The sequence below is a fragment of the Poseidonibacter ostreae genome (assembly GCF_009208075.1).
GTDB lineage: Bacteria > Campylobacterota > Campylobacteria > Campylobacterales > Arcobacteraceae > Poseidonibacter > Poseidonibacter ostreae.
Genome location: NZ_WFKJ01000028.1, coordinates 1 through 19,888, shown reverse-complemented (window position 1 = coordinate 19,888; position 19,888 = coordinate 1). Strand labels below are relative to the sequence as shown.

At 26.0% G+C, this 19,888-nt stretch carries 20 protein-coding genes; 15 read left to right on the top strand and 5 right to left on the bottom strand.

The genetic code is table 11. The annotated features are described in order from the left end of the window. Window positions 1–56: 56 nt before the first annotated feature. The 4 genes from GBG18_RS09645 to GBG18_RS15695 all read left to right on the top strand — a co-directional run bounded on the left by GBG18_RS09645 (window position 57) and on the right by GBG18_RS15695 (window position 5,022). Entirely contained in the window at window positions 57–2,597 is a 2,541-nt protein-coding gene (locus GBG18_RS09645; RefSeq protein ID WP_152190593.1) for an ABC transporter substrate-binding protein, read from the top strand. A gap of 7 nt (window positions 2,598–2,604) precedes the next feature. Next, complete coding sequence (locus GBG18_RS09640; RefSeq protein ID WP_152190591.1) at window positions 2,605–3,291, top strand: response regulator transcription factor; 687 nt, start codon at window positions 2,605–2,607, stop codon at window positions 3,289–3,291. A gap of 81 nt (window positions 3,292–3,372) precedes the next feature. Then, entirely contained in the window at window positions 3,373–3,762 is a 390-nt protein-coding gene (locus GBG18_RS09635; protein ID WP_152190589.1) for a PAS domain-containing protein, read from the top strand. A gap of 9 nt (window positions 3,763–3,771) precedes the next feature. Next, window positions 3,772–5,022, top strand: a complete 1,251-nt coding sequence (locus GBG18_RS15695; RefSeq protein WP_152190587.1) for a methyl-accepting chemotaxis protein — start codon at window positions 3,772–3,774, stop codon at window positions 5,020–5,022. Between the two features lie 29 nt (window positions 5,023–5,051). On the opposite strand, the gene GBG18_RS09625 is transcribed toward GBG18_RS15695, so the two are convergent. The 3 genes from GBG18_RS09625 to GBG18_RS09615 are packed head-to-tail and all read right to left on the bottom strand — an operon-like array spanning window position 5,052 to window position 6,799. Continuing rightward, a complete protein-coding gene (locus tag GBG18_RS09625) occupies window positions 5,052–6,257 on the bottom strand; it encodes an alkaline phosphatase D family protein (protein ID WP_152190585.1) in 1,206 nt (401 codons plus the stop codon). A gap of 9 nt (window positions 6,258–6,266) precedes the next feature. Then, window positions 6,267–6,533, bottom strand: a complete 267-nt coding sequence (locus GBG18_RS09620) for a hypothetical protein (RefSeq protein WP_152190583.1) — start codon at window positions 6,531–6,533, stop codon at window positions 6,267–6,269. Window positions 6,534–6,580: 47 nt separating this feature from the next. Next, window positions 6,581–6,799, bottom strand: a complete 219-nt coding sequence (locus GBG18_RS09615) for a hypothetical protein (RefSeq protein WP_152190581.1) — start codon at window positions 6,797–6,799, stop codon at window positions 6,581–6,583. Window positions 6,800–6,878: 79 nt separating this feature from the next. Here GBG18_RS09615 and GBG18_RS09610 point away from each other — a divergent pair, with 79 nt between their 5' ends. From GBG18_RS09610 to GBG18_RS09570, 9 genes are all read left to right on the top strand, one after another. Next, window positions 6,879–8,120 (top strand): ComEC/Rec2 family competence protein, encoded by a 1,242-nt coding sequence (locus tag GBG18_RS09610; protein ID WP_226896365.1) that lies wholly within the window; start codon window positions 6,879–6,881, stop codon window positions 8,118–8,120. A gap of 39 nt (window positions 8,121–8,159) precedes the next feature. After that, entirely contained in the window at window positions 8,160–8,930 is a 771-nt protein-coding gene (locus GBG18_RS09605) for an ion transporter (RefSeq protein WP_152190579.1), read from the top strand. Further along, window positions 8,927–10,060: a metallophosphoesterase family protein gene (locus GBG18_RS09600; RefSeq protein WP_152190577.1), complete on the top strand. Its 1,134-nt coding sequence runs from the start codon at window positions 8,927–8,929 to the stop codon at window positions 10,058–10,060. Before GBG18_RS09605 ends, GBG18_RS09600 begins: the two co-directional genes overlap by 4 nt. After that, window positions 10,047–12,416 carry an AAA family ATPase gene (locus GBG18_RS09595; protein WP_152190575.1) on the top strand — a complete coding sequence of 790 codons (2,370 nt, stop codon included), beginning with the start codon at window positions 10,047–10,049 and terminating at the stop codon, window positions 12,414–12,416. The genes GBG18_RS09600 and GBG18_RS09595 overlap by 14 nt, the downstream gene beginning before the upstream one ends. Window positions 12,417–12,609: 193 nt before the next feature. Continuing rightward, the gene (locus GBG18_RS09590; protein ID WP_152190573.1) at window positions 12,610–13,782 is read left to right on the top strand and encodes a hypothetical protein; all 1,173 of its coding nucleotides are present in this window, start codon (window positions 12,610–12,612) and stop codon (window positions 13,780–13,782) included. Continuing rightward, window positions 13,775–14,986, top strand: a complete 1,212-nt coding sequence (locus tag GBG18_RS09585; protein ID WP_152190571.1) for a hypothetical protein — start codon at window positions 13,775–13,777, stop codon at window positions 14,984–14,986. Before GBG18_RS09590 ends, GBG18_RS09585 begins: the two co-directional genes overlap by 8 nt. Before the next feature lie 181 nt (window positions 14,987–15,167). Then, complete coding sequence (locus tag GBG18_RS09580) at window positions 15,168–15,644, top strand: TlpA family protein disulfide reductase (protein ID WP_152190569.1); 477 nt, start codon at window positions 15,168–15,170, stop codon at window positions 15,642–15,644. Beyond that, complete coding sequence (locus GBG18_RS09575) at window positions 15,637–16,308, top strand: cytochrome c biogenesis CcdA family protein (protein WP_152190567.1); 672 nt, start codon at window positions 15,637–15,639, stop codon at window positions 16,306–16,308. The genes GBG18_RS09580 and GBG18_RS09575 overlap by 8 nt, the downstream gene beginning before the upstream one ends. A 14-nt stretch (window positions 16,309–16,322) precedes the next feature. Next, window positions 16,323–16,736 (top strand): DoxX family membrane protein, encoded by a 414-nt coding sequence (locus GBG18_RS09570; RefSeq protein WP_152190565.1) that lies wholly within the window; start codon window positions 16,323–16,325, stop codon window positions 16,734–16,736. Window positions 16,737–16,749: 13 nt separating this feature from the next. Here the strand turns inward: GBG18_RS09570 and GBG18_RS09565 are convergent, their stop codons facing one another. Continuing rightward, the gene (locus GBG18_RS09565; RefSeq protein ID WP_152190563.1) at window positions 16,750–17,355 is read right to left on the bottom strand and encodes a Crp/Fnr family transcriptional regulator; all 606 of its coding nucleotides are present in this window, start codon (window positions 17,353–17,355) and stop codon (window positions 16,750–16,752) included. An 83-nt stretch (window positions 17,356–17,438) separates the two neighbouring features. Continuing rightward, window positions 17,439–18,005 (bottom strand): TIGR04211 family SH3 domain-containing protein, encoded by a 567-nt coding sequence (locus tag GBG18_RS09560; RefSeq protein WP_152190561.1) that lies wholly within the window; start codon window positions 18,003–18,005, stop codon window positions 17,439–17,441. Window positions 18,006–18,196: 191 nt separating this feature from the next. On the opposite strand from GBG18_RS09560, the gene GBG18_RS09555 reads away from it, so the two are divergent. Continuing rightward, the gene (locus tag GBG18_RS09555) at window positions 18,197–18,820 is read left to right on the top strand and encodes a response regulator transcription factor (protein ID WP_226898698.1); all 624 of its coding nucleotides are present in this window, start codon (window positions 18,197–18,199) and stop codon (window positions 18,818–18,820) included. Between the two features lie 107 nt (window positions 18,821–18,927). Further along, window positions 18,928–19,845, top strand: a complete 918-nt coding sequence (locus GBG18_RS09550) for a V-type ATP synthase subunit I domain-containing protein (RefSeq protein ID WP_152190557.1) — start codon at window positions 18,928–18,930, stop codon at window positions 19,843–19,845. Window positions 19,846–19,888 lie beyond the last annotated feature (43 nt).

The window sequence follows — 19,888 nt, the reverse complement described above, 5'->3', positions numbered from 1 at the left end:
ATTATTTATGGCTAAAATAAATAATTAAATATATAACCCTAATTATTGGACTTTAAATGAATTTATTACTAAAATTTCTTATTATAATAATATTATTTAATAGCTATTTATTCTCACATACAGAATTAAAGAAAGTAAAACTACAGTTATCATGGTTAAATCAATTTCAATTTGCAGGTTACTATTTAGCAAAAGAAAAAGGATATTATGAAGAATTAGGACTTGATGTAGAGATTATTCCCTATAAAATGGGTATGAATATACCTTCATTAGTTAGTACAAATAGTATTGATTTTGCAGTTGGACGAGAAAATTTAATATTAGAAAAAGCAAATAAGCATAAAAACTTAGTATTACTTTATGCAAGTTTTCAAACAAGTCCTTTAGTCTTGCTTTCAAAACAAAGCTCTAATATTAATAATATTAAGGATTTTGAAAATAAAAGAATAATGTCAACTCTTGAAGACTCAAGTGAGGCTTCATTAAAAGCTATGATAAGTTCAAATAATGTAGATTTTAAGAGTTTAAACTTTATAAAACATAGTCATGATATTAGTGATTTAATAAATAATAAAACAGATCTTATTTCTGCTTATAGTTCTAAAACACCTTATGATTTACAAAAGAGAAAAATAAAATATAAAGTTTTTGATCCAAAAGATTATGATTTTGATATGTATAGTGATTTTTTATATACAAATACGGAATTAATAAATTCAGATCCTAAAACTGTTAAAAACTTTAAAAAAGCATCTATAAAAGGTTGGGAATATGCTTATTTAAATATCAAAGAAAGTGTTGAGTTAATCAAAAAAAAATATAATACTCAAAATCTAACAAGTGGACAACTTACTTTTGAAGCTAATGAGCTTAAGAACTTATCTTTTTATAAAACTAACTCATTTGGAGATATTAATGAAAATAAAATAAGAAGAATGTTTGATTTATATAAACTAATGGGTCTTGTAAAAAATGAAAATAAAATTGATTATAAAAATTTTATATTTAATGATGAAAATTCTTTTAATTATACGGAAGAAGAAAGAGAGTATTTAAAAAATAAAAAAGTATTAAATATTTGTTCAACTCCTAATTGGCTTCCTTATGGAAAAATTGATGATAAGGGAAACTATATTGGAATTGCCTCTGAATTTACAAATTTACTTTCTCATAAAATAGATATTGATATAAAAATAATTCCTACTAATAAATGGCTAGATTCGCCCTCAAAGCTTGATTCTAAAGAGTGTGATGTTATCCCTATTATAATTAATACTAAACATAGAAATAAAACTATGAACTTGACAAGAGCATATTTTAATCAAACAGTTGTTCTTGCTACAAAAGATGAAGAGCTTTTTATTAATAAATTAAAAGATGTAGGAAATAAAAAAATAGCTGTTCTTAAAAACACTGCATTTATTGATGTATTAGAAAAAGAGTATCCTGATATAAATATTGTACTTGTAAACTCTCCTAGTGAGGGTTTAGAAAAAGTTAATAATTCAAAAGCTTTTGCTTATGTTGATACACTTGTATCAATTGGTTATGCTATTAAAAACAACTCTTATTATAATCTAAAAATTGCTGGAAGACTTAAGAATACAATCTCTTTTAGTATGGCAACAAGAATTGAAGATAAAATTTTAAATAATATATTAGAAAATTCTTTAAGTACTATTTCAAATAATGAAAAAGAGAATATTTTAAAAAACTGGATATCAATTAATTTTACAAAAGAGGTTGATTTTACAATTGTTTTTAAAATAATAATTGCTTTTATTTTAGCTTTCATAATCTTATTTATATTTATGTATAAGCAAAATAAACTAAAAAAAGAGATTGAGAATTTAAATAAAACTTTAGAGCAAAGAGTAAAAGTTGAAGTAGAGAATAATAGGATAAAAGATATTACTCTTTTTGAACAGTCAAAACTAGTAAGTATGGGTGAAATGATAAGAAATATAGCACATCAATGGAGACAACTACTAAATAGAATTAACTTAAATTTATCAATTATAAAAACAGTTTATGAAGAAAAAGATAATAAAGAAATCATAGACAAAAAAATTATAGATGCACAAAAAAACATTAATTATATGTCTGACACAATAGATGATTTTATGAACTTTTTTAGACCAGATAAAAAGAAATCTACTTTTTTAATATATAAAATTATTAATGAAAGTTTAAAACTCTTAGAAAGTAGAACTTTAGATATAAATATTGAAGTAATAGTTCCAAAAGAAATAGAGATTTATAGTTATAAAAATGAATATTTACAGGTTTTACTTATTATTTTAAATAATGCAATTGATAATTTTGATATCACAAAAGTAGAAAATAAAAAAATTAAAATTAAATATAAAGAAAACAAAAGTAGTATCGAACTTTATATAAAAGATAATAGTGGTGGAATAAAAGAGGAATATTTAAAAAATATATTTGAACCTTATTTTACAACAAAGTTTAAAAAAGAGGGTACAGGAATTGGTTTATATATGGCAAAACTATTGATTGAAGATAGTATGAATGGGAATTTAAAAGTTGAATCTATAGATGATACTTCAACTTTTATTATAAGATTAAAGAAATAGGATTAATATGAATGACTTAAATTTATTATATATAGAAGATGATGCAGAAGCTTTAGAAGATGTTGTTTTCTTATTAAAAAGAAGTTTTACTAAGATATATACAGCATCAAATGGAGTTGAAGGATTTGATTTATTTAAAGAGAATTCAATAGATATAGTACTTTTAGATATAAATATACCTAAATTAAATGGTCTTGAAGTAGCTGCTAAAATAAGAAAAATAGATGAGAATATACCAATTTTATTTTTAACAGCATATAGTGAAACACAAAAACTTATAAGTGCTATAAATTTACAAGCTATTTCTTATATTATTAAACCTTTTAATGTTGATGAATTAAAAAGCTCAATTTTAAAAGCAGTTACCAAAGCGAACAAAGAAAAAAGTACAGCTAAAAAAGTTTTATTAAATAATGGTTTTTATTGGAATTCTTATAACTCAGAACTTTATTATAAAAATGAATTACTACATATTACAAAAAATGAGATTTTATTAATTAAATCTTTATTTGATAATAGAAATAGATTTATAACAGCAGAAGAACTATCCGAAATAATTTTTGATAATAAAAAAATAGAAAATAATAGTATGGTTCAACTGATATCAAGGTTTAAAAATAAAATAACAAAAAAAATAAATAATAAATTATTTTTTATAGAGAATATATATGGTCAAGGATATAGAATAAAGTAAAATTGTCATTTTTGTCATATATTCCTATGCTATAATTAATTATTAAATAACTTTTGCAGTGTAGTAAAAAGGATGGAGTAGATGAATAATAATGATGAAGTAATATTAGATCAAAATACAATGATTGTTTCAGAAACTGATGAAAAAGGTAATATTATATATGCAAATAGTGATTTTTGTAAAATTGCTGGATATACAAAAGAAGAACTTATAGGTCAAGCACATAATATTGTAAGACACCCAGATATGCCAAAAGCAGCATTTAAAGACCTTTGGGAAACTGTTCAAGCAGGAAATATTTGGAATGGAATTGTAAAAAACAAGACTAAAGAGGGAGGTTTTTACTGGGTTAATGCAACTGCTTACCCATCAAAATCTTTAGACGGAAAATTAAGATATATTTCTGTTAGAGTTAAGCCCACTGATGCTGAAATAAATGACGCTATTGCTTTATATAAAACTTTAGATTAGGGATAAATCATGTTTTTTAATAAAAAAAAAGATAAAGAAAAAGTATTAGAATCTTTAGATACTTTAGAGGCATATATTCAAAATAAAATAAATGCAATCAATGATAATAATCAAGTAGAATCTTCTGAGTTTATAGAAGTTGAAGATAAGCTTCACTCTATTATGGAAATACTACAATCTAAAAATCAGAAAAATCTAACTGTATATGGTGAGATAATGCTTGCTTGTGAAAAGATTGCAGATGGGCATATTGATGATAAAATAACATCGGTATCTGATGATAGTAAACTTAACTATATTGCAAAAAGTTTAAATGTAATGTTTGAGAAATTAAATATTAGCGTAAATAATACACTTAAAATACTTGATGAATATAAAGAACAAAACTATTTAAATAAAGTTGATACTAGTATGTTTTTAGGTGGAGGCTTAAAAGAGCTACTTGAGGGAATTAATTCTTTACAAGATAGAATTACTATCCAAGCAACACAGAGTTATAAAAATGGTCTTATTTTAGAAAAAGAGTCTCAAATACTTACACAAAAAGCAGAAGTATTATCAGCCTCATCTCAAGAACAATCAGTTGCTATAGAAGAAACAGCAGCAGCTGTTGTAGAAATAACATCTATTGTTGAACATAATACTCAATCAGTAAATCAAATGCAACAATTAGGTTCAAAAGTACAAGATGAATCTAATAAAGGTTCTTTACTTTCAAAAGACACACATAAGGCTATGGATGAAATCTATAATTCAACAATCAAAGCTTATGATTCAGTAAATCAAATATCACAAATTGCTTTTCAAACAAATATATTATCATTAAATGCAGCAGTAGAAGCAGCAACTGCAGGTGAAGCGGGAAAAGGCTTTGCTGTTGTTGCTCAAGAAGTTCGTAATTTAGCAAATAAAAGTGCAGAAGTTGCAAAAGATATTGAATCTTTAATGGGTGAACTTCAAACGAAAACAAAACACGGTAAAGAGATTGCAAGTACAATGAGTGATGGTTATGAAACGCTTATTGAAGATATTAATAAGACAGTAGAATTAATCCATAGTGTTAGCACCTCTTCAGATGAGCAAGAAAAAGGAATTAATCAAATTAGTGATGCAATTAACTCAATAGATCATGCAGTTCAAAATAATGCATCAGTTGCTTTAGATGTAAAAAATGTTGCAAATAAAAGTAATGATGTTTCTATGCAAATAGTTGAAGATACTAGAAAAATTCAATTTGTTGGAAAAGAATTAATTAAATAAAAAAGTAGATGTCTTTCTACTTTTTTTTCTTAATTTAAAGCATAACAAGGTTTATCCTCACTATCACAAACCCAATTTATCCAAAGTTTTTCATCCGTTCCTTCATTTAAAGTTACAAAGTTTCTTACTCTTAAATATTTTGCAGAACCAATTGGTTTTAGTATGGATGTTTCTATTGTTTTATCTTCATTTAAAAACTCATTCTCATCATTTGTAATAGCAGTTATTCCTAGCCACTCTATATATGATGGTGGGGTATGAACAACTCCTGAAGATACTACTTGGTGGATTTTGTCATTATTTAAATGATCATTTATAACTCCTAGTGATCCTACATGAACATCACCTGATAATATTACAGTTCTTGTATTATTTTTTGCAGATTTTCTTTTTTTGATATTCATAAATAGTCTCATAATTAAACGCATTCTCTCACCTTGATGATCTTTAGCTCGCCAATGGTCTTTTAAATCATCAGTTAACTCTTCTTGCCAAGATGTAAAATCAACTAAATTTTCAGTACAAGAAAAATCTCTATAAACAACAGGAACAGCTGATAAAACTAAGACATTATCATTTAGTATATGAGTGTCTAAATAAGCATTTATATCATTCCATTGAGTGTTACTCATAACTTGCTGGATACTTCTTTGTGTTCTATTATCTAAAGCTAAAATATGAAAGTTTCTGAATTTTAAAGAAAAAGAGTAGTGTATTCTATCCTTGTTTATTAAAGTGGTATTTTTTATACTTCTAATTTGAAATATTTCAAAATATTTTTTTGCAATTTCAAAGATATTTTTATAAACGTCACTCTCTTGTATCTCTTTTGGGTACGAACCCCAACCGTCAAATATATCATGGTCATCCCACATCATTACAGTTGGAATTGTTGAGAGTGCTAAAGACATATTTTTATCACTCCATTTTCTTATATATAGTTTTTCATAAAACTCATTAAGATGTTTAATCATGCCTTTTGTAGCTTTTCTTTTTATCTTAGCTTCCATTTTTAGTTTAGACCATTTTTCAAGTTCATCAACTTTTGACCATAACTCATCTGCATAAACTTGATCTCCACCCATTATAAGAACCGAAAAAGCTTCTTTTTGATGTATTGAGATTATATCTTCCCATAATTTATAAGGTTCATTGATTTTTGCAAGTAAGTCTGGACTTGAAAATCCATTACATGAGGCATAGGCGAATTTTACTTTTTCATCTTTTCCCGGAATATAAAACTCCTAAGATTCCCTCTTATGGATATCTTGAAGTATTCCCTTTTCATTTATTATTTTGTATTTAACAGTTCTTGGATTTTTTGAACTTTTTATAATATATTCAGCTCTATAAAAATATCCATTATTAAGTTTTGTTAACTTGTCTGCTTTTACTATAGTATTGTTAAACTCAATAGAAAAATTTAAGTCAGTTTTACTTAAAAAACACACAACATATTTATTATCACCTTCTACTGATAATAAAGGACCTAAGATTAATTTTTCACTCATATTGATTCCTTTATTTAAACTGTCAATTTTAAGTTTAATAGAAAAATTTAAATTTTATTTTCCATTAAAAAATTACAATGGAATGAAGTCAGTAGTATTAAAGGAGATAGTACCAATAATGTAGTACTACCAAAGACTAATCCATAAGTACCCGTAAGTGCTGTTAAAGCATGTATAATTCCAGTTATATCATATATTTCATTATTATTTAAATTATTCAATTTATTGATACTTTTTTCAAACTTTTGCACATATACACTTTTCATGTTAATCCTTACAATATGTTTTTTAAATTATAACTTTTTATTTCAATAAATCCAAATTTTTTACAGTATAATAATTTATATGATTATTTTAAAACAAATTAAAACAAGTAAAAACCTTTTATTATTTATATCAGTATTATTTATAATCTTCTTGATTAATATATCAATTGAATATAGTAAATATAAAGAACTTAAATATGAAGAGCTTTTTGAAACAGAAGTTTTAATTGTAAATATTTATGAAAAAGAGAAAGTAAATACTTTAAAATTAAAAAATAAAGATTTTAAGTTTTTTACATCTGTGTCTAAAGAGTTGGACTTAAATAAATTAGATTTATTACAAATTGCTTTTCTAACAAAAAATATTGATTTTATTGATTTCTTAAAAGGTTTTTATGCTAAAAGTATTTACTTGGATAAAATACATAAAAATACCACTTTAAAAGATAAAATTATTGATAAAATCAATTTTTATCATAAATCTCATAAAATAAAAGAAGTCTTTAAAGCACTGTTTTTAGCAATACCTGTATCAACTGAACTTAGAGATACTTTTGCAAACTATGGTATAACTCATTTAATAGCATTATCAGGTTTTCATCTATCTGTTTTGTCTTTTTTACTCTATTGGATTATTTATTTTCCCTATGATTTCTTTCACAAAAGATATTATCCTTATAGAAATAAGAAGTTTGATTTACTTCTTATAATTTTAGGAGTTTTATTTTTTTATTTACTTCTAACAGATATTGTAGCTTCCTTACTTAGAGCTTTTATTATGCTTTCTTTAGGTATATTTTTATTACGTAGTAATATAAAACTGTTTTCATTTACGAGTTTATTATTTACATTTTTGATTATAATTTCACTTTTACCTAAATATATATTTTCAATTTCTTTATGGTTTTCTCTTTGGGGAGTTTTTTATATCTTTTTATATATAAAATATTTTAATGAAATAAAAAGCATAATAATAAAAGTATTGCTTTTTAACTTTTGGATATATTTTGCAATGAACCCAATAGTTCACTACTTTTTTACAAATACAACTTATGAACAGTTGTATTCTCCTTTTTTAACTATAGCTTTCACACTTTTTTATCCCTTTGAACTATTTGCTCATTTATTTGGTTTTACTGGATTTCTTGATAGCTATTTAGAAGTTTTTTTATCAAAAGAGTTTTATGTTTTTGAAGTTTCAACTCCTTTATGGTTTTTTATATCTTTTATCCTTTTATCTTTTGCCTCAATAGGAAGTAAAAAAGCTTTTATTATTTTAAATATAACTCTATTTATTTATACTGGATATTTATTTTTATAAGATTATTATATAATAAGAAATCACATAAAAAGAGTCAAAATGAATCCTAAAAAACAACTATACTTAATATTTGAAAACCCTAAAAAACATAAATATGGTTTATTAATACAAGCATTTATTTTTGCTAATATATTTATTAGTATTATTATAATGTTTTTAGAAACTGAAAAAGATTTATCTGAGTATTTTGATATATTTAATACGATAAATATTATAAATATTGCTATTTTTACAATTGAATATATATTAAGAGTTTATTCTATAGGTTTTAATCCAAAAATACAACGAATTAAATATATGTCAAGACCTATGATGTTGATTGATTTAATAGCAATTCTTCCTTTTTATTTAACATTTTTCAATATGGACTTAGGTTTTATAAGAGCGCTTAGAGTTCTACGTATTTTTAAGCTTTTTAGGCTTGCAAAGTTTGCTGAGTTTGATACTTTACTTTTATCAATTATCAAAGATAAAAAAGAAGAGTTTATTTTTATTGTTATTACTCTTTTAGTATTATTAATTACTATAACTCCTTTAGTTTATTATTTTGAAAAAGATGTTCAACCTGAAGTTTTTACAAGCATGGGTACAACAATGTGGTGGGCTATTATTACTTTTACAACTGTTGGATATGGAGATATGTATCCTATAACTTTTGTAGGAAGAATCCTTACAACTTTTGTAAGTTTTTTAGGTATTGCTTTTTATGCAATTCCAGGAAGTATATTTACCTCAGCATTATTAGATAAAATCAATGAAAAGAAACAAGAAAAACTAGAAGAAAAACAAAGAGAAAAAGGTAAAAAGTGAAAATAGTACATTTTAGTGATACTCATTTAGGGTATAACGACTTAGATATTTTAAATGAAGATAATATAAATCAAAGAGAAGCAGATTTTTATGATGCTTTTTCTCAAGTAGTAGAGCAAATAAAAAAAATAAAACCTGATTATATTATTCATACAGGAGATTTATTTCATAGAAGCTCTCCAAGTAATCGTGCTATTACTTATGCACTTGAAAAGTTTAATGAAATAGATGCTTTGAATATTCCTTTTATTTTAATAGCAGGTAATCACTCAACGCCAAGAACAAATCTAAGCTCTCCAATACTAAAAATATTTGAAAACTTTAAAAATATTTTTGTTTCGTATAGCCAACAATATAAAAAAATAGAGTTTAACAATATAGTATTTCATACACTACCACATATGAATGATGACAGTATTGCATTAGAACAAATAGAACTTTGTGAAGAAAATATAGATGTTAGTAAAAAAAATATCATGATGTTACATTGTAGTGTTGGGGCTTGGTATTTGATGCAAGAGTTTGGAGAATGGGTATATCCAAGTGATAAAGAGTATATCTTTTCTAAGATGGATTATGTAGCACTTGGTCATTGGCATGGTTTTGGTTCTGTAGGAAAGCATGAAAATGTATATTATAGTGGTAGTACAGAGCGTACAAGTTTAAATGATAAAAGAAATGAAAAAGGTTTTATTCTTTTAAATATTGAAGATGATTTATTAAATACCTTACATATAGAGTATAAACAAATAAACATAAGACCTATAATACAAAAACAAATAGATTGTAAAGATTATGAAAACTCAATTTTAACTATAGACACAGATGATACTAAAGATACAATAGTAGAAGTAAAGCTTATAAACTTAACGCCACTTCAATCTATAGATATATCAAACAAAGAGATAAAAGAGTTGTTTGTTGATGCTATGAGTGTTAGTATAAAAAGAGAGTTTATTAAAGATTCTAATAATACAAGTGTAGAAGATATAGAAGCCTTATCTTTAGAAGATTTCTTTTTAGAGCATATTAAAGAAGATGTGAAAGATGAAAAAGAGAATGATAGGTTAAAGTTAAAAGTAAAAGAGCTTTTCTCTATATACGAAGAGAGTAATAATGATCCTGCTTAATATAAAACTAGAGAACTTCAAAAGATACGAAAATTATTATCTAGAGTTTCAAGAAGGACTTATAGGAATAGTAGGAAAAAATGGTAGTGGAAAGTCTACTATCTTTGAAGCAATACTATTTGCACTATATGGAGAGCTTAAGAATAAAGGTTATAAAGAAGTAATACGAAACTCTAATGCAAGTATAAAAGATGTAGTACTAGTAGAACTAGAGTTTGAGTTTGAAAGTATTACATATAAAGTAAGCAGAGAGTTTAGAGGAAAGGCTTTAAGTGCTAATGCTAAGTTTTATAAAGAGAATGAACTTATAACAACAGGAGCAAAAGAAGTAACTACTTCAATAGTATCATTAACTAAGATGAGTAAGGATGCATTTTTACATACGCTCTTTGCTTCACAAAAAGAGTTGACAAACTTAAGTACTAGAAAACCTGAAGATAGAAAGAAAATGATTAGGAAGTTATTAGGTTTAGAAAAGATTGATTTTATAGAAGACTTACTTATTAAACAAAGTAGGGATTTAAAAAGAGAAATCACAGCATTTGCAGAAGTATTACTAGCAGACGATGAGGTAAAAGTAAAAAAAGAGCATATAGAGCAATATAGTAAAAATAAAGAAGATTATGAAAAAGAGTCTATAGAAAAAACAAAAGAAGTAAATAGTTTAAAACTAGAAGAAGTACAGATACAAGAAGAGTTAAAACAATATATACTTATAAAAGAAAAGAAACAAAACTTTGCTTCACAGTGTGAGATTTTACAAAATAGTATAAATTCACATATAAGAAACCAAAGTAAACTAAATGAAGATGTAAACACCTTAGTGAAACGACAAGAAGAGCTACAAGGTTTACAAAGTATAAAAGAAGAGTACATTTCTCTACATGATAGCTTAAAAGAGCAGGAGAGCTTAAAAGGACATCATATAAGAAAAGAGGGATTAACATTAGAGCAAACTAGTTTAAGAGAACAATATCTTAAATCAAAGCATAAAGTTGATTTGTTAAAAGAAGAGACAAAAGAGCATAAAGAGTTAATACAAAAAGAAGAGGAACTAGAGAAACAATTAGTTGAACTAAAGCAAAAGATAATTGCAATACAAAAAGAAGAAAAAATACTAGTTCAAGAAATAGCAGGTGAAGATAAGCTAATAGCAAATACAAAGAATCAAATAGAGACTATAAAAGAACTTGGAAGAGATTCAAACTGTCCAACTTGCACTAGACCACTTAGAGATGAGTATGATAAGGTATTAGATTCATTACAAAGTACAATTGAACAAACAAAGAAAGATAAAATTTTAAAATCTAAAGAAGAACTAGAAAGTAAAGTAAAACAAAGAGAAGAGAATGAAGAGCTTTTTAAAAAAGTAAATCATGAACACTTTACAGTTTCTAAAAAGGTTAATCTAATAGAGAGTAAAAAAAGAGACTTTATTCAAGAAGAAGAACACTTTCTTAAGATTAAAAAACATGGAATTAAAAACAAAGAAGAATTAGCTAAATTAGAACAGTACACTTATGATAGTTCTTTTCATAAAAGCCAAATAGAAAAACAAAAAGAGTTAAAAGAAAAGTATGAATATGTTTTAAGTTTAGAAACAATGCTTGTACGACTAGATAAAATAAAAGATGAGCTTAAAACTACAACTTTAACAATACAAGACTTAAGTACAAAATACAATGACTTAGAATTAGAGTATAAAGCAATAGACTATGATGAGGTAAAACACAAAGAAAAAGAAAAACAATTTGCTTGGGTTAAAAGAGAAAAAGAAGAAAAAATAACAGCTCTAAATAATCTAAAAGTACAAATAGCAACTATTCAAGGTCAAATTCAAACAATCCAACAATCCCTTGATGATAATGAAAAACAACTAGCAAAAGTACAAATCAAAAAAGATGACTTGGGTGATTATGAAAAAATCAAACTAAGCCTTGCAGATTTTAAAACAAAACTAAATGCAAAAATAGCTCCAAGAATATCAAGCTTTGCATCATCTATGTATTCAATAATTACTAAAGGAAAATATCAACATATAGAAGTATCAAATGATTTTGATTTTTATATATATGATGAAGGTAAAAAGTACCCAATCGAGAGATTTTCAGGTGGAGAAATAGATTTAGCAAACTTAGTCTTACGTATTGCCATATCAAAAACTCTAACAGAGTTAAGTGGTACTAGTACTATAGGTTTCCTAGCCTTTGATGAAGTATTTGGAAGTCAAGATGAAAGTAGACGTATAGAAATACTTGAAGCCTTTCATACTATTAAAGAACAATATAGACAAATATTTTTAATAAGTCATGAGATTGAAGTAAAAGAGATGTTTGAGAGTATTATTGAATTATAATATAATAACTTATTTAAATTAATTGTTATATAATTTAAGAAAAAGGCACCGATGTTAATTACATAGAGTCATTTAGAAATATGAAATAATACCTATTGGAGAAACTATGAAAACAAAAATAATAATAGGGATATGCTTACTATCTTCAATATTATGGGCAGACTTTACCTTAGAGTATAAAATGGATGACAATATGAATCAACTTGTCCAGTATAAGGATGCACAACATGTGCTGATAACAACAGATTCTGAAGGGGAACAATCATCTCAATTACTGCTTGGTGATAAACGTTATATAGTGATGAAACAAGGTGGTAAGTCAAAATATATGGATATGGATGTCATGATGGAACAGATGAAACAGATGTCTGCTAAATATGGTGGTATGCCAGAAGAAGTTTTTGAAGAGGAGTCACAAGTACCTGATTTTAAAATAGTTAAAAAAGGTGAGAGTAAAACTGTTGCAGGCATTAAAGGTCAGGTCTGGACGCTTGAGTATGAAGAAGAGGGTAAACAGTTAGATTTGCTTGTTACAGACGATGACAAAGTTGTAGATGCAGTACATAAATACATGAATGTTATGACGCAATTTACTCAAGGAAGTGCAGATGAAGATGGACTCTCTTCAATTATGAATATTGAGAAAGGGTATGTAACCATAGCTTTTGAGGGTATGGAATTAGTAAAGTTTGATGATGCGGAAATTTCTGACTCAGTATATGCTTTACCTGCTTCTATGAATGTAGACAAAAAAACAGAAGTTTCTGTAAAGAAACCACCTCTTTGTCCACTAGTTGGATCTCATGGAGAAGCACAACAACTCTTAGAAATGTTAAAACCTGAAGCAAATGGTTGGAAACAGCTTTCAAGTGCTACTTGTATGAATATGATGAAGACAAAAATTGAAAATGCTATTTATCAAAAAGGTGATTACTATATTCATATCAATCTTTCTATTAATGCGGAAGATGAAAAAGGAATGGTTGGAAAATATAGAATCAATGATATGGAGATAAAGAACTACAAAAAAGGAAAGATTCAAGGAAAGCGTTATCAGGCTGCGTATCTAAAAAAATCTAAACATGATGCTATGGATATTAGACTTGAAAATGCTATGCTAACCATGACAACAACAAGAAATGATAAAGTGGATTTAGTAGAGTTTTCAAAAGCTGTATTTGATTTGAGTAAGTTTATTCCTGTTGAAAAATCAAAAGCTACAGCTGATGATGCATTAAAATCTCTTGGAGGTTTATTTGATGGAGGTACTTCACAAAGTGAAGAAAATCCAAAAGATACAAAAACTGCTGAAGAGATGCTAAAGGGTCTCTTTGGGAAATATGATAAAGGAGTTTATGATGAATAATATATTTGCATACATACAAAAATTGATATTAGGATTGTTACTTATATGCAGTGTAAATGTTCTGGAAGCTTCATCAAGTGAACAAGTAGCAATTGGTTACAATCCTGCTGATTTTACTGTTACTATGAACGGAAAATATGCTTCATGGGAAGGGAGAGGCTTGTCAGGCATGGTCGCTACTGATTTGAATATTTTTCGTTGTTCGTATACTGTAGTTACAACAGAAGACCCCAGTATGATGGAAGAGATTGATGAGGAAATTGAAACAACATCAAGCGATTATTTTGATCCTGATAGTCGAATAACACCTAATTTAACTAAAGCAACCCATTTGGCGAAAGGAAACGCAACTTTTAAGCAAGGTAGAGTGACAATAAATCTCAGAATTGAAGACCGTCAAGGTTCATTGGCTGCTAAGGCAAATGTTTCAGGATCTGAAAATAGTTATTTTAACTTAGTAAATCAAGCCACTAAATCATTAGCAAAGCAGATGTGTAGAGAACCTTATTATACAGTTACAACTTCTCAAAAAACAAGTACAACAGTAAAAGTTATTGAAAACTACCGTGGAATAAATAAAGATTTAAAAAGTCATCAGGAAGATAAAGATACTTATTATGTCTATATAGATGAAGATAATGGAAAGATTATGCAGTATCATGTAGATGCAAAATCGACACGTAAAATACACAGAGAAAAATACGAGCTTAATATGGATAGTTGTCAGTATGAGATAGAAAAAGAAGACAAACTCATAAAAAATATGGGTGGACAAGATATATTAAAATCTGAAGATGAAGGTTGGTGGTTCGAGGATGATTCCAAGATCTATGTAAATCTGCCATCATCAGACAAAGAGTTATCTTTTACATGGGGTAGTTTGAGAAAATATGGTAATTACAGTAATAATAAACAATACAAGGCTAAAATACCTGAAATAGCAAAACAAATTTTGGGTAAAGTCAATGATATGGCAACACTTTTCAGGAAAGAGAGTAAAAATAGTAAAGAGATGGAAATATTTAAAAACCTTTATGGTTATCCAGGTTCACCTGCAGATGTACAGTGTGGAGGAAAGGTAACGATGGAAAGTTTTCTAATTCCACCACTTGATGGACTACAAGACCCAGATATTGATTTTTCTATTAATATTAGACTTTCAAATAAAGATGAGATTAAAATTTTAAAAAAGGAAATATATTGAAACCATCCTAGTTTGTAGGTATTTTCATATTTTCTCTATAAAATTTTTAATATAAGAGTTCAAAGAAATACCCATTTTCAAAGCATCTCTAACAGCAATCTGTTTTATGTGACATTAATCACATACATATTTTTTTTAATTAAATATAATTCCTTTATCTTATAAAATTTAAAGGAAAATTATGAAAAAAATAATATTAAGTTTAGCACTATTTGTAGGTACTATGTTTGCAGCACCTACAATGGCTCCAGATTTCAATGTAACTACAATTACAGGTGAAAAAGTTAGTTTACAAGGTCTTTTAGAAACAAAAAAACCAACATTAGTATATTTTACAGCGTCATGGTGTCCTACTTGTGCAAAAAATTGGCCATCATTAAATAGTGTTTATAAAACTTATAAAGATAGAGTGAATTTTATATCTATTAGTATTGATCCAACAGATACAAAAGAAGTACTTACAAACTTAGCAAAAAAACATGGATTAGTTTATCCATCAGTTGCTGGTAACCCTAAACTTATGGTTGATTTTGGAGTAACGAAACAAGCTACAACAATTATAGTTAATTCAAAAGGTAAAATTACATTTATGGAAAGAGGGCATCTTACATTAGAAGATTATACTAAGTTGTTAGATGATTCATTAAAAAATGAATAGTTTTATATACTTTTCATTTCTTCAAGGGGTATTTGCATTCTTTGCCCCTTGTGCAGTAGCACTTCTTCCTGCTTATATAGTCTCTTTTATCTCTAGAAATAATGTATCAAATCAAAGTAAAATTCATCTTTTATTAAGAGCTTTGAAATTAGCACTTTTCTCAATTTTAGGTATTTTAGTGATATATGCAATTGCAAGTGGATTTATTGTATTAGCAGCAGAATTAATAAAAAGTTATATGAAATATGTAGCTATTTCTTTAGGAGCTATACTTATTATTGTTGCAATATTAATGCTTTTTGGAAAAGATTTTAGTGTAAATATTCATATGAATCAAAAGAAACATGATAATGAAATTAAAGAAGCTTTCTTCTTTGGAATTGCTTATGCTATTGGTGCTTTAGGATGTTTATTCCCACTTTTCTTAGTAGTTGCAACTCAAGCTTTTAGTGAACCGAATACTGCATTAGGTGTGAGTTATATTGTAGCTTATTTTGTTGGTATTAGTTTACTAATGTTAGTAACAATTATGACTTCAATTTTTGCAAAAGATTTTATAAGTAGAAAGATAAATTTTATTTTACCTCATATGCAAAAGATAAGTGCTGTTTTTCTTATTGTTGCAGGTATTTACATTATTTATTATCAATCATCATTATTTTAAAAAAAGGAATAAGTATGAATAAAACAAAACAAAAAACAATAGAATTAGCTTATTTGATTTTAAGACTTACCATGGGTATAAATATGCTTACTCATGGAATTGCTAGAATGTTGAATTTAGAAGGTTTTAATTCATGGATGATAGGGCAATTTTCTAATACAATTTTGCCTGAATTTATGGTGAGTATTTCATCTTATATGATTCCTTTTACCGAATTGATTTTAGGTATTTTACTAATTTTAGGATTATTTACAGCTAGAGCTTTATTAGTAGGAGGATTATTAATAGTACTTTTAGTATTTGGTTCAGGTTTACAAGAAAATTGGAATGTAATGTCTTCTCAGATGATATATGCAATATTCTTTTTTATTCTTTCTTACTTTATTGAGTTAAATAGATTTTCAATAGATAAATTTAGAGAGGAATAGGAACTTTTATATTTTATAAAAGTTCTATTCTTTTCCTTGAGAGTTTTAAAATATTGTTTTTTTCAAAACTTTTTAATATTCTACTTACCACTTCTCTTGATGTTCCAACTATTTCACCTAATTGTTCATGTGAAATATTTATTTCTTTTTGTTCTTGAGATTGTAACCAGTGAAGTAATCTAGTATCTAAACTTAAAAATCTTACCTCTTCTATTACAGTTGCCATTGATTCTAGTCTCTTTACATACTGATCAAATACGTATCTTTGAAACTCTTTATCTTCAATAAAAAGTTTAGCAACTAATTCAACAGGTATATCATAACCCTCTAATTGAGTTTCTGCAATTGCAGTTCCAACTGCTGGTGCAGAATTATACGAACTTGTAAAGTTTACATTACACTGTTCCCCTTGAGAAAAATAGTAGAGTAATACACTTTGTCCATTTTCATTTTGACGAACGACTCGAACTCTTCCTTTTGTTAGAAAAAGTATTCCATTACAAATATCGCCTTGAGCATAAAGTTGCATTCCTTGAGGAATTATTTTAAATTCACAATTATTAAGAATATTTTGTTGACTTGTGGGCATTAATGTACTAAAGAAATCAAAAGATTTCATAAATTATCCTTTTACAGAATTAAGATAATTTAAATATAGTAGATTAATGTTTAGTGAATGTAAATTGCCTAAAAAAAGTATATTTAAAAACGACTTCTATTTCTACGATTAGGAATTAATAAAGGAATAATAAGTCCTAAAAGAAGACCAGCTCCCGCAACCATTCCACCATAGCTAAACCAACGCATTAATAGGTCGTTTTTTTGCATATCAAGTGTTGCGTTTAAATCATTGTTTTCTATTTGAATCTCTTCTAATTGTTTATTTAGTTTTGTATTTGTATTTTTTAAAGTAGTAATTTGAGTAGCTTTTGACTCAATATCTTTTTCATACTCTTCTAATTGTATTTTTAATTCTGCAAGTTTATTTTCAAGTTTTGGTAAACGTTCTTTTAAACCTTGTTGATTAGAAACATATTTTGAATTAATCCAACCACTACGACCTTTTGAGTCTTTTACTAGTGTAAAGTTTGAGTCTTTTCGAATTATTTTAATACGCTCTCCTGAGTTAACACTACCAACAATTTTATATTTAGTACTAGGTCCTGAATGTATAAATGTATGTAAATCATCTGAAACATAGTAAGTTGCAGCAGAAGCTGATGAAGATAAGCTAATTAAAAGTAATAATAGAAAATTAATTTTACGCATTATTTTTGTATCCTTTTTGTAAGTGAAAAATATATTTTTATAATTTAAAATATTATAGTATAGATTTACTGAAAGTAAAAAATCACAGATTTAAATTTTATATATTTATTTACACATTTTAATATTATTTTTTATATTCTTTTGTTATTATTTCTTTATAACAATGAATTGGTAGGTATATATTGAAAATAATGTTAATTGAAGATGATTATTTATTGAGTAGAGCAATTGAAAGTTATTTGAATAAATATGATATTTCATCTTTTTTAGATGGTAGAAGTGCACTAAATAGTCTAGATAATATGTATGATGTTTTTATAATAGATATTGATATCCCAGAGATAAACGGAATTGAATTATTAACTGAAATTAAATATAGATATAAAGATTCTTATACGATTATGATAAGTGCAACAACAGAAATTGATACAATTGAAGAAGCTTATACAATCGGATGTAACGATTATATGAAAAAACCATTTAATGTAAAAGAATTAAAACTCAAATTAGAAAACTTAAACAAAAAGTTCTCAAATGAAATCTCTTTAAGTACTGACTTAAAACTTATAAAAAACCTTTCAAAACTAGTATATAAAGAAAATAAAAATATTGATTTAACTCTAAATGAACTTAATCTTCTAAATTTACTTATTAAAAATAGAGGAAAAATTGTCAATTATCAAACTATAATTAACTCTATATGGGAATATGAGAATGAATCAAATCAAGTAAGACAATTAGTAAATAGATTAAAAAGAAAAATGCCAGAAGATATTATAAAAAACAGACGAAATCAAGGATATATTATAAAATAAAATCAAGTTTAGAAAAATAATAACTTTTAAAATGTCATAATGTGACATTAATGTGACATTCTTATTGTAGAATTAGAAATAATAACTTTCTATCATAGGAAAATAAAATGAGTTTAAACCTAACAATAAAAAAGATTAAATCAATATACAAAAATCATGATAAGCTAGAAGAAATTCTTAAAGACTTAAATGATGATATTTGTATTGATTATTGGGCAAACAAATTTTGTAACGATGACTTTGGAAATAATAAAGAGTTATCAAAAGAATTATTTAAAATATATACAGATACTTGTGAATCAAGTCATATGCTAAATAGTATTGCATATGATATATCAAAAAAAGATATTTTAAATGATAAAGATTGGGCAAAAGAACTTTATATAAAAGCTATTAATTTATCTGATGAAGACATCTTATGTTTAAAAGCAATTGCTTGTAATATTGCAAGTAGTGAATCTTTAAATGATAAACAGTGGGCCAGAAGTATATATAAAAAAATTTCTAATAATTTAAATGAATTATCTGATTATAATAATTTGATATCTTCAATTAATACAAATATAGAAGATAAAAACTGGGTACTTGATTTAATTAAGCAAGCTAAAGAAGCATTACTTTTATCAGATGATAAATTTGAATTTGCAGGATACTGTAGTGAAGTTTATACTTTAGCTTTAAATATAGCTGATGTTAATATTGCTAATGATAAAGAGTCTGCAAAAGTTATTTTTGAAATAATAAAAGAATATGAAAATATAAATGAACTACTTGAAGCAGGTAGAACTATAAAAGAGATTTATAAAGATGAGGATACATATGTCGAAACTTATATGAATGAATGTCTTGAAAAAGTTATTGAGATTATGGATGATAATCACTATTGTGATGTATATGACTTTATAAAAAATGATATGGAAGATAATCATAGAGCAGAAATATTCAAAAATGAATTTAAAGATGATATACAAAAAATAAATACATGTGAACCTAAAAAGTCTTCTAATCTTTATTATTGCTTTTAGCTTATTAAGTTAAAAAAATAAAAGTTATTAAATACTATTTATA

Bases quoted from the DNA above. Each gene is read 5' to 3' on its own strand.
- GBG18_RS09645 (WP_152190593.1), top strand. From the start codon at position 57: ATGAATTTATTACTAAAATTTCTTATTATAATAATATTATTTAATAGC.
- GBG18_RS09640 (WP_152190591.1), top strand. From the start codon at position 2,605: ATGAATGACTTAAATTTATTATATATAGAAGATGATGCAGAAGCTTTA.
- GBG18_RS09635 (WP_152190589.1), top strand. From the start codon at position 3,373: ATGAATAATAATGATGAAGTAATATTAGATCAAAATACAATGATTGTT.
- GBG18_RS15695 (WP_152190587.1), top strand. From the start codon at position 3,772: ATGTTTTTTAATAAAAAAAAAGATAAAGAAAAAGTATTAGAATCTTTA.
- GBG18_RS09620 (WP_152190583.1), bottom strand. From the start codon at position 6,533: ATGAGTGAAAAATTAATCTTAGGTCCTTTATTATCAGTAGAAGGTGAT.
- GBG18_RS09615 (WP_152190581.1), bottom strand. From the start codon at position 6,799: ATGAAAAGTGTATATGTGCAAAAGTTTGAAAAAAGTATCAATAAATTG.
- GBG18_RS09610 (WP_226896365.1), top strand. From the start codon at position 6,879: ATGATTATTTTAAAACAAATTAAAACAAGTAAAAACCTTTTATTATTT.
- GBG18_RS09605 (WP_152190579.1), top strand. From the start codon at position 8,160: ATGAATCCTAAAAAACAACTATACTTAATATTTGAAAACCCTAAAAAA.
- GBG18_RS09595 (WP_152190575.1), top strand. From the start codon at position 10,047: ATGATCCTGCTTAATATAAAACTAGAGAACTTCAAAAGATACGAAAAT.
- GBG18_RS09590 (WP_152190573.1), top strand. From the start codon at position 12,610: ATGAATCAACTTGTCCAGTATAAGGATGCACAACATGTGCTGATAACA.
- GBG18_RS09585 (WP_152190571.1), top strand. From the start codon at position 13,775: ATGAATAATATATTTGCATACATACAAAAATTGATATTAGGATTGTTA.
- GBG18_RS09580 (WP_152190569.1), top strand. From the start codon at position 15,168: ATGAAAAAAATAATATTAAGTTTAGCACTATTTGTAGGTACTATGTTT.
- GBG18_RS09575 (WP_152190567.1), top strand. From the start codon at position 15,637: ATGAATAGTTTTATATACTTTTCATTTCTTCAAGGGGTATTTGCATTC.
- GBG18_RS09570 (WP_152190565.1), top strand. From the start codon at position 16,323: ATGAATAAAACAAAACAAAAAACAATAGAATTAGCTTATTTGATTTTA.
- GBG18_RS09565 (WP_152190563.1), bottom strand. From the start codon at position 17,355: ATGAAATCTTTTGATTTCTTTAGTACATTAATGCCCACAAGTCAACAA.
- GBG18_RS09560 (WP_152190561.1), bottom strand. From the start codon at position 18,005: ATGCGTAAAATTAATTTTCTATTATTACTTTTAATTAGCTTATCTTCA.
- GBG18_RS09555 (WP_226898698.1), top strand. From the start codon at position 18,197: ATGTTAATTGAAGATGATTATTTATTGAGTAGAGCAATTGAAAGTTAT.
- GBG18_RS09550 (WP_152190557.1), top strand. From the start codon at position 18,928: ATGAGTTTAAACCTAACAATAAAAAAGATTAAATCAATATACAAAAAT.